Source organism: Phytomonospora sp. NPDC050363, from assembly GCF_040655735.1.
Taxonomy (GTDB): domain Bacteria; phylum Actinomycetota; class Actinomycetes; order Mycobacteriales; family Micromonosporaceae; genus Phytomonospora.
On the sequence record NZ_JBFAKK010000016.1, the window covers coordinates 116,487 to 129,213 of the forward strand.

Annotated in this window: 16 protein-coding genes; 2 read left to right on the forward strand and 14 right to left on the reverse strand. The window is 71.3% G+C overall.

The window, feature by feature from the left end:
- The first annotated feature begins 125 nt into the window (after window positions 1-125).
- Together AB0I28_RS33690 and AB0I28_RS33695 are read left to right on the forward strand one after the other, a co-directional pair.
- On the forward strand, window positions 126-455 hold the full coding sequence (locus tag AB0I28_RS33690) for a WXG100 family type VII secretion target (protein WP_357499770.1): 330 nt from the start codon (window positions 126-128) through the stop codon (window positions 453-455).
- A 16-nt stretch (window positions 456-471) separates the two neighbouring features.
- Window positions 472-762 (forward strand): WXG100 family type VII secretion target, encoded by a 291-nt coding sequence (locus AB0I28_RS33695; protein ID WP_357499771.1) that lies wholly within the window; start codon window positions 472-474, stop codon window positions 760-762.
- 66 nt (window positions 763-828) lie between these two features.
- Here AB0I28_RS33695 and mycP read toward each other — a convergent pair whose 3' ends face one another.
- The 14 genes from mycP to AB0I28_RS33765 form a co-directional block, all read right to left on the reverse strand.
- Window positions 829-2,001 (reverse strand): type VII secretion-associated serine protease mycosin, encoded by a 1,173-nt coding sequence (mycP, locus tag AB0I28_RS33700; RefSeq protein WP_357499772.1) that lies wholly within the window; start codon window positions 1,999-2,001, stop codon window positions 829-831.
- Between the two features lie 56 nt (window positions 2,002-2,057).
- The gene (locus AB0I28_RS33705; RefSeq protein WP_357499773.1) at window positions 2,058-2,678 is read right to left on the reverse strand and encodes a DUF4126 domain-containing protein; all 621 of its coding nucleotides are present in this window, start codon (window positions 2,676-2,678) and stop codon (window positions 2,058-2,060) included.
- A gap of 53 nt (window positions 2,679-2,731) precedes the next feature.
- Entirely contained in the window at window positions 2,732-3,862 is a 1,131-nt protein-coding gene (locus AB0I28_RS33710) for a hypothetical protein (RefSeq protein ID WP_357499774.1), read from the reverse strand.
- Complete coding sequence (locus AB0I28_RS33715; protein WP_357499775.1) at window positions 3,862-4,869, reverse strand: hypothetical protein; 1,008 nt, start codon at window positions 4,867-4,869, stop codon at window positions 3,862-3,864. Before AB0I28_RS33715 ends, AB0I28_RS33710 begins: the two co-directional genes overlap by 1 nt.
- Complete coding sequence (locus tag AB0I28_RS33720) at window positions 4,869-5,207, reverse strand: hypothetical protein (RefSeq protein ID WP_357499776.1); 339 nt, start codon at window positions 5,205-5,207, stop codon at window positions 4,869-4,871. The genes AB0I28_RS33715 and AB0I28_RS33720 overlap by 1 nt, the downstream gene beginning before the upstream one ends.
- A 107-nt stretch (window positions 5,208-5,314) precedes the next feature.
- Window positions 5,315-5,755 carry a YbaB/EbfC family nucleoid-associated protein gene (locus AB0I28_RS33725; protein WP_357499777.1) on the reverse strand — a complete coding sequence of 147 codons (441 nt, stop codon included), beginning with the start codon at window positions 5,753-5,755 and terminating at the stop codon, window positions 5,315-5,317.
- Window positions 5,755-6,123 (reverse strand): YbaB/EbfC family nucleoid-associated protein, encoded by a 369-nt coding sequence (locus tag AB0I28_RS33730; protein ID WP_357499778.1) that lies wholly within the window; start codon window positions 6,121-6,123, stop codon window positions 5,755-5,757. The genes AB0I28_RS33725 and AB0I28_RS33730 overlap by 1 nt, the downstream gene beginning before the upstream one ends.
- Window positions 6,124-6,286: 163 nt before the next feature.
- Entirely contained in the window at window positions 6,287-6,715 is a 429-nt protein-coding gene (locus AB0I28_RS33735) for a YbaB/EbfC family nucleoid-associated protein (protein WP_357499779.1), read from the reverse strand.
- Window positions 6,712-7,107 carry a YbaB/EbfC family nucleoid-associated protein gene (locus AB0I28_RS33740; protein WP_357499780.1) on the reverse strand — a complete coding sequence of 132 codons (396 nt, stop codon included), beginning with the start codon at window positions 7,105-7,107 and terminating at the stop codon, window positions 6,712-6,714. The genes AB0I28_RS33735 and AB0I28_RS33740 overlap by 4 nt, the downstream gene beginning before the upstream one ends.
- A gap of 47 nt (window positions 7,108-7,154) precedes the next feature.
- On the reverse strand, window positions 7,155-8,354 hold the full coding sequence (locus tag AB0I28_RS33745) for a hypothetical protein (RefSeq protein ID WP_357499781.1): 1,200 nt from the start codon (window positions 8,352-8,354) through the stop codon (window positions 7,155-7,157).
- A gap of 95 nt (window positions 8,355-8,449) precedes the next feature.
- Window positions 8,450-9,412, reverse strand: coding sequence for a hypothetical protein (locus AB0I28_RS33750; RefSeq protein ID WP_357499782.1), 963 nt, complete (start codon window positions 9,410-9,412; stop codon window positions 8,450-8,452).
- 97 nt (window positions 9,413-9,509) lie between these two features.
- Window positions 9,510-9,827, reverse strand: a complete 318-nt coding sequence (locus AB0I28_RS33755) for a hypothetical protein (protein WP_357499783.1) — start codon at window positions 9,825-9,827, stop codon at window positions 9,510-9,512.
- 1,165 nt (window positions 9,828-10,992) lie between these two features.
- Entirely contained in the window at window positions 10,993-12,267 is a 1,275-nt protein-coding gene (locus AB0I28_RS33760; protein WP_357499784.1) for a hypothetical protein, read from the reverse strand.
- A gap of 7 nt (window positions 12,268-12,274) precedes the next feature.
- On the reverse strand, window positions 12,275-12,628 hold the full coding sequence (locus AB0I28_RS33765; protein WP_357499785.1) for a hypothetical protein: 354 nt from the start codon (window positions 12,626-12,628) through the stop codon (window positions 12,275-12,277).
- Between the last annotated feature and the right edge of the window lie 99 nt (window positions 12,629-12,727).

The window sequence follows — 12,727 nt, forward strand, 5'->3', positions numbered from 1 at the left end:
GACAGCGGGGCGGCGGTGATTCCCGTATCGTCAGACGCGTTCCACTCCTTGAGTCGGCCGACGACCATGGACAGTCCTTTGTGGACTGTGTCGACCGGGACGAAACAGAAGGCTGGTGAAGACCCTTGATTCGCAATGATTCCGAGGCGTTCAGGCAAGCGTCCGCCGACATCGGCACCGCGGTCCACGACGCGCACTCGCAGATCGAGAAGGTCCGCAAGGAATGCATGGACCTGGTCGACGTGGCCTGGCGCGGACAGGCGTCGGTCGCCTTCGGGAACCTGATGGAGGAATACGACCGCAACGCCAAGGAACTCAACGCGGCCCTCGACAAGATGGGCGAGCTGGTCGGTACCAGCGCCGATCTCCACGAGAACACCGACGCCGACCAGAGCACGGCCGTGCAGCACGTCATGGCCGACATGGCCGGCACCGGCTTCCAGGGCCTGAACTGAGGATAGGGAGGAAACCATGTCCGAACTCAAAGTCGACCCCGGAGCCCTCGATCGCGCCGCCGGCGAGATCAAGAGCGCCGCGACCCAGCTCGACTCGATCCTCGACGGCCTCGCCTCGAAGCTGGAGAGCCTGATGGCCCAGTGGGAAGGTGGCGACCAGGCCGCCTACAGCGAGGTCAAGATGCAGTGGGACAAGGCGGCCGACGGCCTCAACGAGGTCCTCAACAGGATCGGCGCGACCGTCGGGCAGGCCCGGCAGGAGTACGTCGACACCGAGCTGTACAACGCCAGCCGGTTCCAGAACTAGGTCCGGCCCGCGCCGGACCGCACGGCGGCCCCCTCCCAGCCGGGCGGGGGCCGTTTCGCCGTTCCCTCAGCCTTTCCAGCCGCGCCGGCGTCCGCGCGGGACGGCGAAGCGCGCCACGGCGAGGACGATGACCGCGACCAGACCCACCGCAGCGACGAGCAGCGCCGCGTCCTTGACGGCGGCGAACTCGTCGACGGGCGGCACCGGCTGATCCACGCGTGGGGCGGCGACACCGTCGCTGGGCGTCAAGGGCGCGGTGATCGCCCGGTACGGGTCGACCTCACCGTGTCCGACCAGGTCGTTGCGCCCGCCGGGCGGATGGTTCGCGGTGGCCTTCATGCGCGCGACGACGTCCTCGGCGCTCAGATCCGGGTAGTAGGCGCGCAGCAGCGCGGCCGTGCCGGCCACGTAGGGAGCGGCGTAACTGGTGCCGCCGTTGGGATCCTGCCCGTACCCGCCTCCGGCGGGCGCCGGACCGACGATCTCGACGCCGGGCGCGGCGATGCCGACCCACTCACCGGCCGTCGAGGACGAGACGTGGGCACCCTGCCGGTCGGTCCCGGCGACCGCGATCACCGACGCGTGCTCCAGCGCGTAGGCGGCCGGATAGATCTTCTCGCCCGGCTTCGAGGCGGTGTTCCCGGCGGCGGTGACGACCACGACGTCGTGCTCGGCGGCGTAGGCGATCGCCTTGTCGAGCTCGCCGGTCCGCCGCGCGGTCAGCGAGAGGTTGATGACCTTCGCCTTGCGGTCGACGGCCTCCCGGATCCCCTGGGCGATGGGCAGAGTGTCGGCGTCGCTGCCGCTGGTCGACTTGTCGCCCCACACCCGGATCGGCAGGATCCGCGCCTCGGGGGCGATCCCGTGGAACAGAGTCTCGTGGTCCAGGCGCCCGGCGATCACGCCCGCGATGAGGGTGCCGTGGCTGGCCAGGTCGCAGTTCCACGGCAGCGCGTCGCGGGTGACGAAGTCGGCGCCGCCTTCGAGCCGCCCCTTGAGCGCGGGATGCTCCCCGACACCGGAGTCGACGACGGCGACCAGCACGCCCTCGCCCATCGTCAGCGGATAGACCCGCTCGGGCGCCAGCCGCAGCAGCGGCCACGGATCCTTGTACGCCTCGGTGCTGGAGAACGCCTCGCAGCCGGCGGCCCGGGCGGCGGGCGGGGCGAGCGCGATGACGGCGGCGGCGGCGAGCAGCGCGGTTCCCGTCGCGCCGATCCGCCTGAGGAGGGACGGCATGGGGTCACCCTAGAGCGAGGCGGGCCGTTCCGCTGTCCCTCGGCACGGCGGCGGGGTCACATCTCGACGGTGGTCCCCGGTTCGCCCCGCCGCCTGGCCGCCCGCCGGGCGCGGCGGCGTTTGAGCCTGCGGATCATCACCACGGCCAGCCAGACGAGCGCGACGAGGAAGACGACGACGAGGATCGGCAGGAAGATCGCGACCAGGCTCATGCCCAGCGAGCCGCCGTCCTCGATGGTGCTCACGACCGGGGCGCCGACCCCGGCGGTCGTCGCGTTGACCACCGGCCGCACCAGCGCCTTGACGCCGTGCACGGCCAGCGCCGACACGATCCCCACCGTCCAGCCGATCCAGGGCCGCTCGGCCAGCCAGGCCGAGTTGTCCACTTCGGTGGCCGCGGTGGTCGCGCTGAACACCGCGCCGCCCGAGGCCGGCCGGATCGCGGTCTGGATGATGTCGTTGACGTGGTCGACCACCGGGACCTTGTCGACGACGACCTCGACCAGCAGCAGCACGCTGAACAGGCCGATCGCCCACCACTGCCCCATCCAGTCGAATCCGGAGGGCAGCGCGACCTTGTCGGTGAAGTTGGAGGCCAGACCCACCACGAGCAGCGGGATATAGGCGTTGAAGCCGGCGGCCGTCGACAGGCCTAGGCCGGTGAGCGCGGCGAACATGGTCCATCCCGGCGGTCGAGGAGAGGGCTTGCTACCGGCCGAGGGTACGCGCCTCAGTCCACCGCGGGCGTGGTCTCGGCGGTGAACCCGGCCACCGCCGTCGGCGCCTCCCAGTCCTGATAGGACTGTGCCAGCCGGGCTCGGACGTCCACAAGGGACGCGTCGTCGTAGTTCTCCCGCACCGGCTGGACTTCCGTGCGCGCCTCGACGTCCATGCGCAGGCGGCGCGTCGAACCGTCGGGGACCTCGACGTTCAGCGACGTGCGCGCCGGTTCGCAGCCGGGCGCGCCGGCCGCCAGAGCCGGACCCGGTACCTCGAAACGGATCTCGTGCGTCCCGGGCGCCAGCATGTACCACCAGTGCGCCCACGACACCGGGTGCTCGCGACCGTCGATCCACAGGCGGGGACGCGGCGCCCAGCCGTGCGGAGAGGTCGACGACTCCACCGGGAAGCCGTTCATCCGCACCGTGTGCGCCAGCCGCGCGTCGATCAGCAGGCCCGCACGGCCCGCCTGCGCGGCCGGGATCCGGCGCGGCGTGTGGCCCAGCAGTACGCCGGTGCCGCTCGCCGTGGTCACCGGGCGCGGCTCGTCGGCGGCCTCGGCCCGGTAGCGCTCACCGCGCCGCCGAACCCCGACCTGCCAGGCGATCGTGACCAGCAGACCGGCCAGGATCAGTCCCGCCGACACCGCGGCCGTCGCGCCGCCGAGTGACTCCGATGCCCCCGATCGGCTCAGTACCACCGGAGTGGCCGCCAGGAAAACCAGGAACAGCAGCCACGGCCGCAGGGTCGTCCCGACGATCCGCGACGGCGGCGCGGTCAGCACCCCGTCGAGGGCGAAACCGTGCGGGGCGGCGTACTCCAGCTCGACGAGCTCGCCGGCGGCCACCTCGACCAGCCGCGAGCCCTCGACATGGTCGCGGCGCACCTCGACCAGGTGCTGCCCCGGCGCGACCACCGCGACCATCCGGCCGTAACCGTGCCACAGTGGACGGTCGTCGATCCCGACCGCGCGAGGACGGGCCGGGCGGTTGTAGTCCCAACGCGTGTTGTTCCACGTGCGCACCGAGATGCCGCCGTGCCCCGGCGGGAGCGCCGGCGCGGCCCGGCCCTCGGGCCACGGCAGCACCGGCACGGCCGGGTCGGCGAAGGGCTTCGCCTCGACCATGTCGGCGAGCTTCACTACTTGTCCTTGTCCAGGCCGTCCTCGATGTCCTGTTCGGACATGTCCGGGCCGTTGTTGGCCGCGGCCTGCTCGGCGCCGGAGGCGGCCGAGGCGCCCGAACCGGAGTAGGTCGTCCAGCCCTTGAGCGAGTTGCCCATGACCTGCATCGCGGTCTTGACGTCGAAGGCGCGGAAGGCCTGGAGTTCGGTGACGTTGCGGGCGACGGCCTGGCGCAGGCTCGGCGGGAGCAGCTTGTTGAGGAAGTTGCCGATCTTGGCCAGGAAGCTCACCACGGTGTCGATGATCTTCACCGCGCGGCTCGTCTGGACCGCCGTGGTCGTCGTGGTCGCCACACCGGCGGCGGCCGTGGAGGCGCCCGCCGTGGGGACGGCCGCGGCCATCGCCGCGATCCACGTGACGATCATCCACTCGACGAGCGTGGCGATCAGGCCGATGATGATCTGCTGGGCGGCCGACATCAGCTTGGAGAACATGACCAGCAGGCTGGCCACGCTGTTGACCTCCTCGGCGGTGGCCTTCACGGCCTCGCTGAAGGTGCCCAGACGGGCCTTGGCCGCCTCGGCGTCCTTGCCCTTCCAGGTGACCAGGCCGTCGTCGGCGGCCTGCTTGGTCGCGTCTCCGAGTGCCGGCAGCGCCTCGGCGGCCTGCTTCCACTTGTTGGCGTAGCCCTCGACCCGCTCGGCGTTGCCGGTGACCAGGCTCAGCAGGTCCTCAAGCGGCTGGAAGAAGTCGATCAGGAAGGTCAGGCCCGCCGTGATCAGCCAGTTCAGCGGGTCGGCGACGAAGGAGATCGCGTTGCCCGCGAAGTCCATGACACCGGCGAACAGGGCGTCCATGTCACCCTTGGCGATGCCCTCGACGAAGGTGTTCTTGGTCGCCTCGACCAGCGGGATCGTCGACACCGGGTCGGTGTCGACGGCCGCGGTCGGGCCCATGTTCCCGGCGTACTGGCTGTCCGCGTCGTCATTGCTGACGTAGGCGTCGTTGCCGTCGTTTTCGCTCACTACTCTTTCCCACCTGACAGCTTGTCGAGGAAGCGTTCGAACGCCTTCGAAAGGCCCTCGTCGAGCTCCTGGTAGGTCTCGGCCGTCGTCCGGACGGCCTCTCCCTGTGCGTCGAGCGCGTCGCCGATCATCTTGATGTGGTCGCGGACCTCATCGGCCTTGCCCTGGTAGAAGGGCCACATGAAGGCCATCCCGAGAGGGCCCCACAGAGCCATCGGCGGGTCGGCCTCCTTGGCCAGCGTCTCGATCTGTTCGGCGCTGGTCTTGAGGGCCTTGAGGACCTCGGCGGTGTTCTTCAGCTCGTCCGTCGGGGTGTAGATCCCGTCACCGTTGCCCATGACTCACCTCCCTGTCGTGTCGCGTCCGCGCATCCGGCTTCGAGGCGAGCTTAGCCAGGGTGTCAATCTCACCGAAAGGTCCGCCGCGGCGGCACAGGTGGCCGCCCCTAGTACCGGCGGTCGTCGCGGCGGCGCTCCAGCGAATCCTGCACGTCACCGGGGATCGAGTCCTTCACCATCGACATGATGTCGATCGTCGAACTCATCTTCGCGGCGATCTCGGCCATCTTCAGCGCGTGCGCGGCCTGCGCCTGCTTGATCGCCTGCACCACCATCTGCCCCACGTAGGACAGGCGGCCGAGCACACCGTCGGGGATCTCGATCGTCACGACCTGGCCGTTGTCGTCGACCTCGACGCGCACGGAACCGTCGTCGGAGAAGCCCTCCGACGTGAGGTCGCCGGCCTCCTCGCGCGCCTCGACGTACTTGCGCAGCGACTCGTCGGCGTTCTTGCGCAGCGTCTCCAGGTGCGCCAGCATCGACTCGACGTCGCCCCACTGCCTGCCGCGAGCGCGGACGCGGTCGCCGAGCGGACTGTCCGGCCCCATCAGAACTCCTCGGTCGTTTCGCGCTTGTTCTCTTCCCGCACGCGCTGGATCTCACCGGCCGACGGCAGACCGTTCAGCGCGGCCGGCGTGGTGCCCGCGTTCTCGCCCATCAGGCCCGACAACTGCTCGCTGAGCTCGGCGTTCATCTGCATCGCGGCCCGCTTGATCTGCTCCAGGATCAGCTCGCCCAGCTCGGCGCCGCTGTACTTCGAGGCGCGGCTGGTCAGCTCGACGTCGATGACCGCGCCACCGGGTCCGACCACGACCTTGACGGCATAGTCCTCGCTGAACACTTCGGTGCGGGCCTCGGCGACGATCCGCTGGATCTCGCGGGCCCGGTGCTGTATGTCCTGACCGAAGTCAGCCATGTGCCGTACCTTCCATCTCGGTCACCCGGCGGGCCGTGCTCGTGCCCGGTGCGTCGGCTCACGTTAGCGGGTCCTGTCTACCGGTGTCGAACGCCGCCCAGCCGCAGTTCAGGCACCCGTTTCGAGCCGGTTCGCCCCGGTGGGCACGCGTGCGGGAAGGTCGTCAGTAGCCGCGGCGGCGCTCGTCCTGGCGCGCCCTCAGGGTCTCGTTGACATCACCGGGCATCTGGCCGCGCATCTTGGCGACCAGGCCGAAGGGGTCGGCGTCGCCGAGACGCTCCACCAACTCGACCATCTTCGCCGAGTGCACCACCTTCGCCTGCCGGATCGCCTGCATGATCGAGTGGTTGAGCCGGCCGAGACTGCGCAGCGCGGCGTCGCTGATCTCGATCTTCTCCAGCCCGCCGGCGTCGTCGAGGACCACGCGCACCATGCCGTCGTCGGAGAGCGCCTCGGCCCCCCGGTCCTCCATGCCGCCCAGCGCGTCCTCGAAGCCCTTGAGCAGCTTCTCGGTCTGCTCCTGCAGCCGCTCCAGCTTCGCCAGTACCGCGTCGGGGTCGGCCGCCCGTTCACCGCCGAAAGGGTTCGTCACCGCTCCTGCTCCCTCTCCATGCCCTCGCGCTCCACGCGCAGCGCCTCGCGCTCACTGCGGACCTCGGCGAGGGTCGGCATGCCCGACCCGTCGAGCCCGCCGCCGACTCGCGCGGCGCCCTCGGCGCCGAGGAGTTCGGCCATCTTCTCGTTCAGCTCCATGTTCAGCCGGCGCTCGGCCTTCTTCACCTCGGCCACCACCAGCTCGCCGATCTCGTCGCCGCTGCGACCGAGGGCGCGCGTGGTGACCTCGACGTCGAGGACGGCCCCGCCGGGGCCGACCGTGACGCGCACGGCGTGGTCGTCGCTGACGCTCTCGACGCTCGCGGCCTCGATGAGGCCGCGCAGCTGCTCGGCCTGTGCCTGCAACCGACGGCCGTCGGGCTCGGTCATGTCCACTCCTCCGTTTTGCCTGCGCGGATGATCTTCCACCCCGATGGTCACATGGGCTGGGGCGCCCGATCAACGGCCATGGCCGCGAAACGTCGCAGGGCGGGCCGCTCCCCTTGCGACTGCATGGTCATCACGACCGTGTAGCCGGCCTGTTCGACCTGCCCGGCGGTGACCGTCACCGTCCGCCGCACCTGGGAGTCGGCGAGGTCGACGACGGTCGCGTGGTCGGTGAGCGCCGGCGACGGGGGCGGCGTCGCGAAGGCCAGCTCGTGCGTGCCCGGCGCCAGCGGCACCAGCCAGCGGCCCCACGGCAGCGCCAGCTCACGGCCGTCGACGGCGAAGCGCACCGGCCCCACCCAGGGACGATGCGGCAAGGGCAGCGGCTCCCCGATGCGCAGCAGGTTCTCGGTCAGCTCGCGCCGCCGGGCGCCCTGCGCGCCGTCGGCGAGCAGCTCGCCGAGCCGGTCGCGGCTGTTCGGGCTGACGGCGAAGACCGCCTCGACGACGACGCCGCCCATCCCGGCCGGAGGGGCCGGGACCTCGCCCTCGGCGGGGAGCAGCACCAGACCGGGCGCGAGCGCCGGAGTCGGCGCGGCCCGCAGCGCGCGCCGGGTCCCGGCGGCGCGGACGAAACCGACCGTGAACACCGCCAGCGGCGCCACGACCACCAGCGCCCAGCCGGACAGGCGCAGCGCCGTCCCGGCGCCGCCGGCCATGTCGGCGGCCCGGCCGATCATGAACGAGGCGGCGTAGGCGGCCAGCGCGAACACGGCGAGCCCCGCCCACACGTGGTTCTGCCGGATCTTGGGCGCCAGCCGCACCGCACCGCGCGGCCCGAGCGCGGTCTCCTTCTCCTCGGGATCATGGCGCCACGGCGCGCAGTGCAGGTAGTCGAGTTCGGCCGAGGCGCCCGCCGCGACCGACACGACCTGCGTCAGTCGCGAGCGCCCCGCCTGGACCTCCAGGACGTGCTCGCCGGCGGGCAGCACGATCCACGCCCGCCCCCACCCCTGCGTCACCGGACGCGAGCCGATCAGGACGACCGGCGGTTGCGGCCGGGGAGCGCCGGTCCCGAAGCCGCCGCTGAAGACGCCGCCGACCCGCAGGTCGAGGACACCGTGCCCGGCCGGCACCGAGGCCGGCGCGACGGGGGTGGTCTCCACCCGCGCGGGGCTCTCCGGATGCCGCGACAAGGCCCACTCGGGGCGCGGCGGGCCCCAGATCACGCGCTGGACGGAACCGATCACTCACATCACCTCTCGGCGGGCCCGCGCCCGTCGGGCCGGCCGCTGTCGTCACGCTCGTCACGCCCGAGTCCCGGTCGACCGGGACCGCGCGGGCGTCAGTTCATCGCGTCGGCGATCTGCGGGTTCGTCATCCCGGTGTTCGAACCGGCCTCGGTCTCGGCCTTGCCGATGATGCCCGGGAGCGCCTTGATGAGCGCGAAGCCGTTGCCGAGCGCCTGGACGCCGATCTTGGCCTTCTCCAGGATCTTCGCGATCGCCTGGAAGATCTGACTGCCCCGCCGCATCGCCGAGGTGACCTGCAGGACCGCCCGGCTGTAGGACATCAGGCTCTCGGCGACGAACACCGCGATCGAACCGCCGAAGGAGACGCCCGAGGTCGCCGCGGCCACCATCCACGCGATGATCCGGTTGGAGACGAAGGCGCTGATGATGCCCTTGATGACGTCCTGCGCGACACCCGCGAGAGCCTTCGCCAACTCCAGCACGCTCTCCAGGGTGGCGATCTGGCCGCCGACGGCGGCGATCGCGTCGCCGAACTCGCCGAGCCGCTGCTTCGCCACGGCCGAGGCCTCGCCCTGCCAGTTGCTGAGGTCGCTGGCGCCGACGGACTTGACCTGCTCGCCGAGCGGTTCGAGCGCCGAGCGGACCCGGCCCCACTTCTCGGTCTCGGCGCCCATCCGCTCCGGGTTGCCCGTGACCATGCCGAGCATGTCCTCAAGGGGCTGGATGAAGTCGATGAGGAAGCCGATGCCGGCGTTGACGAGGAAGCCGATCGGGTCGACCATCAGCAGGCCGATGTTGGCGGCCATGTCGGTGATCTGGATGCCGACGTCGGCGATGCTGCCGCCGACCTCGCTGCCGTCGCCGATGTTCTTGAAGGCCTTGCCGATGCCGTCGACGTTGCTGGCGAACGGCGTGCTGTCGATGAGGTCGCTGCCCTGCGTGTTGGCGTAGCTGGAGCCCGAGCCCCAGTCGCCGCCGAGGAGCGAGCCGTTCGAGTCGCCGTGGCCGTCGTCGTTGGTGACGTCGGTGTCCTTGCTGGGGTCGGTTTCTCCCATGGGGGCAGTCCTTAGGGGTGTGTTCGCGTATGCCGGGGTCGCGAGGTTCGTCTACTTGCCGTCACGGTGTCGGGCCACCGTGCCGGTCGGGGGAGGGCTACTTGCCGTCGAGGCGACGCTGGATCGCGTCCATCGTCGTCTTGTTGTCCTCTTCCTTGACCCGGTAGGAGTCGGCGCAGATCTTGATGCGCTCGGCGTGCGCGTCGAGGGCCTCGTGCATGCTCTTCAGGTGGCCGTGGACCTCGTCGGCGGTGGTGAAGTACGACGAGGCGAGGAAGGAGCCGAGGGCGCCCCAGACGAACCAGTCCGGGTCGGAGTCGGCGGCGAGGGCGGCGGCGTCCTCGCCGTTCTTCGAGAGGCCGCGCAGGGTCGACTCCGCGCCGGCGAGCTGTTCGAGATCCACGTGGAAGCCCATGCGTCCAACTCCGCTGTCTCTGCGACGCGCGCGTCCGGCGCGCGGCGGGCGACGGCGCGACGCGCCGCACTCGGAACACCGTAGTGGCCGTTGGCGAATAACGCACGTCCGGAGGGGGCCGGATTTGCGGGGGAGGGGCGGGGGCGGGGGAAGGTTTTGGGGGGAGGGGGTGGCGGGGGGATTGATTTCCGGGGTGGTGGGGGTCGGGAGGGCTGGTGGGTGAGTGAGGGTGGGTGTGCGAGTGAGCGGCGAGCAGCTTGTGAACGGGAGGGGATGGTGCACGGGAAGGGACGGGATGAGGCGGTTGGCGGACGCGAGGAGTGACGCGGCCGGTGGGCTGGATGGGGACCGCTGCCCGGAGAGGGACGGCCTCGGGCGGGCGCTGGAGCTGAAGGCGGGAAGGCGACCTGGCGACCTGGCTGGCGCCCGGCCGGCGTGCGGCGGCCCAGGTTCGTCCTGGCCGCCGTCGGGATGGCCGGGCACCTGGGCACGGGCATGGCCGGCCAACAGCGGCATGCACGTGGGCGCAGGCTGCTGGACGCGGCAGGTCGAGCGTGGACGGCGGACGGATGACGGCGGCGCTCGGCCGACATGCGCCGATGCCGATGCCGACGCAGCCACGGACGTGCGCGTAGGCGGCAGGCCCGGTCAGGAATCGACGGCGCGGTACCGACGAGAGGGCGGGCCGGAGAGCGGCGGGGGAGGACCGGTGTCAGGCCATCGTGCGCCAGCACGGGTTCAGTCGTGGGAATGGGCGGCCGATAGGCGCGGGGGACCGGGCGCCAGCGGAAGGCAGGCGACGGCTGCGGATGCCCGGCCGGCGGGCTGGGGCGTGGGCGGGCGGCTTCGTGCGGGAGGTGGTCCGGCTACGTCCACCGGGCGGCCTTCTGTGCGGTGGTTCGTCCCGGTTCGCGACCGTGCTCGGCATTCGAGGCCGCCGGTGGCCGCTTGCTCGCCCGAGGCGCTCCGGCGCTGAGGCGCGGGAGACGCTCCGGCGGGAGGCGGGCGCCCTCTCCCACCCACCGCGAAAACCCCGGCCGAAGCTCCCGGAGGAGCCCCGGCCGGGGCCTCGAATCTTCCTCAGTCCCTGCTAGATCCCGCTGGTCCCGGTGTTCCCAGCGGTCCCGGTGGACCCGATCCCTCGAAACCCCCGGACACCCGCCGCTCACCCTCGCGGCGACTCGCTCTCGCCGCTCGGGAGCTCGCCGGTAACCCGGCCGGACCCGTCACCCGAGCCCGACCCACCCGCCAGCACCCCCGGCGTGATGTCCGCGTCGTCGCCCCAGACCATGTCGTCCTCGGTCAGCCAGGTCTCGTACACGGCGTTGTCGTCGCCGTCGCGCTCGGTCGGCGTGCCGCCGATCGACCGCACCGGCGCCTTCCCTTGGGGGCTGGGGTTCAGGGAGGCGGGGGTGGGTGGTTTGCCTCCGGCGCCGGGTTTGGCGCTGGCGAGGCCGCTGGTGTTGGGTCCGCCGCGACCGGCGCCGGGGTTGCCGGAGCCACCGGGCATGCCGCGTCCCATGCCGGCGCCCGCTCCCGTTCCGGCGGCGCCGAGGCCGCCGAAGAGGCCCGCACCGCCACCGCCGCCAGAGGCGAGGGCGCCGCCGCCCCCGGCCAGGCCGAGGCTTCCGGTGGTACCGGCCGAAATCCCGGTGAAGGTCCCGCCGCCGGCTCCGAGCAGGCCGCTGGGGTCGCCGTTACCGGTGACGTTCGCCGGATCGTTCAGGCCGGTGGGAGTGCCGGTGCTCATGTAGGTCGGCACGTGCGAGTCCGGCTTCGGCTGGAACGGCTCGGCCGAGGGGACGGAGGTCCCGTCGGGCGCGCGCAGGTCCGTGCCGTCCGGCGCGGTGGAGTCGGGCAGGTCGTTGGGCGGGAAGGGCGGCGGGGCCTCGATCTTCTTCGCCGTGTCGTACTCCAGGGCGAGGGCGGCGACGACGCGCACCATGTTGCCCTGCGCCTCCTTCTTCTGCTCCTCGTCCTGCGAGTGCCCGACCAGTCCGCCGATCAGCCCGCCGACGGGCCCGGCCACCGCGGTCCCGATCGCCGCTCCGGCGACGGCGCGGCCGTTGTCGTCGGTGTCGGCGGGGTCGGGCGCGTTCGACTGCGCCGTGCGCAGCGCCGCCGACCAGGCGTCCAGGTTCTCCTTGATGACCCCGACGTGACCGCTGAGCTCGTCGGCGTAGCGCACGACGAGGTCCATGCGGCGCTTGAACTCCTTGCCGCCGGCGCTCTTGACGCTCCAGTAGTGCATCAGGTCGGTCAGGTCGCGGTCCAGGTCGAACACGAAATCGTCCAATGTGGACTTGATCGGGTTCGACCAGTGCGCCGCCAGACCGTCGACCTGCTCGGGGTCGCCCGCGGGTTTGTTCAGCTGCTCCCAGAGCGTCTTGTGATCGACGCCCTCATAGGGAGGTACGTAGTCCTCGACATTGCCGCCCATACCGGCGTCACCCTCCCGACAGCGAGGTGTTCACGTCGTCGAGGCCCGCCGCGACGGCGTCCATCGACAAGGTGTTCAACTGCTCTGCCGTCTTGTAGTTCTCACAGATCTTCCCGGTCGCGAACTCGGCGGCCACCACGGCCTCCATCAGCCGGTTGACGCGCTCGGCGAACTCGCCGTAGTGCGTCGAGTAGAGGGTCTTGTCCTCTTCGGCGTGCTGGAAGGCGCCGAGCGCCGGCGTCTTGTCGCGCAGGTGCTCGTTCATCTTGTTGACGACGGCCTCGATCTGCGCCCGCCGGTTGGCCAGGTTCGTGTGGAAGTCCTCCAGGGAGCCGACATCCACATCTGTGTGCTCACCCATGGTGTTGTCGTCCTCGCGGCTCGTTGTCAGGCGGCTTACGCTACGCCACCGGGGTGTGGTGGACAACACTATCGAATCCGGGCAAGGGATCGCCCGACC

What these genes read in the sequence shown, in the direction of transcription:
- AB0I28_RS33720 (WP_357499776.1), bottom strand. Translation starts at nt 5,207, where the DNA reads ATGGGCAACGGTGACGGGATCTACACCCCGACGGACGAGCTGAAGAAC.
- AB0I28_RS33730 (WP_357499778.1), bottom strand. Translation starts at nt 6,123, where the DNA reads ATGGCTGACTTCGGTCAGGACATACAGCACCGGGCCCGCGAGATCCAG.
- AB0I28_RS33695 (WP_357499771.1), top strand. Translation starts at nt 472, where the DNA reads ATGTCCGAACTCAAAGTCGACCCCGGAGCCCTCGATCGCGCCGCCGGC.
- AB0I28_RS33740 (WP_357499780.1), bottom strand. Translation starts at nt 7,107, where the DNA reads ATGACCGAGCCCGACGGCCGTCGGTTGCAGGCACAGGCCGAGCAGCTG.
- AB0I28_RS33760 (WP_357499784.1), bottom strand. Translation starts at nt 12,267, where the DNA reads ATGGGCGGCAATGTCGAGGACTACGTACCTCCCTATGAGGGCGTCGAT.
- AB0I28_RS33765 (WP_357499785.1), bottom strand. Translation starts at nt 12,628, where the DNA reads ATGGGTGAGCACACAGATGTGGATGTCGGCTCCCTGGAGGACTTCCAC.
- AB0I28_RS33750 (WP_357499782.1), bottom strand. Translation starts at nt 9,412, where the DNA reads ATGGGAGAAACCGACCCCAGCAAGGACACCGACGTCACCAACGACGAC.
- AB0I28_RS33705 (WP_357499773.1), bottom strand. Translation starts at nt 2,678, where the DNA reads ATGTTCGCCGCGCTCACCGGCCTAGGCCTGTCGACGGCCGCCGGCTTC.
- AB0I28_RS33755 (WP_357499783.1), bottom strand. Translation starts at nt 9,827, where the DNA reads ATGGGCTTCCACGTGGATCTCGAACAGCTCGCCGGCGCGGAGTCGACC.
- mycP (WP_357499772.1), bottom strand. Translation starts at nt 2,001, where the DNA reads ATGCCGTCCCTCCTCAGGCGGATCGGCGCGACGGGAACCGCGCTGCTC.
- AB0I28_RS33725 (WP_357499777.1), bottom strand. Translation starts at nt 5,755, where the DNA reads ATGGGGCCGGACAGTCCGCTCGGCGACCGCGTCCGCGCTCGCGGCAGG.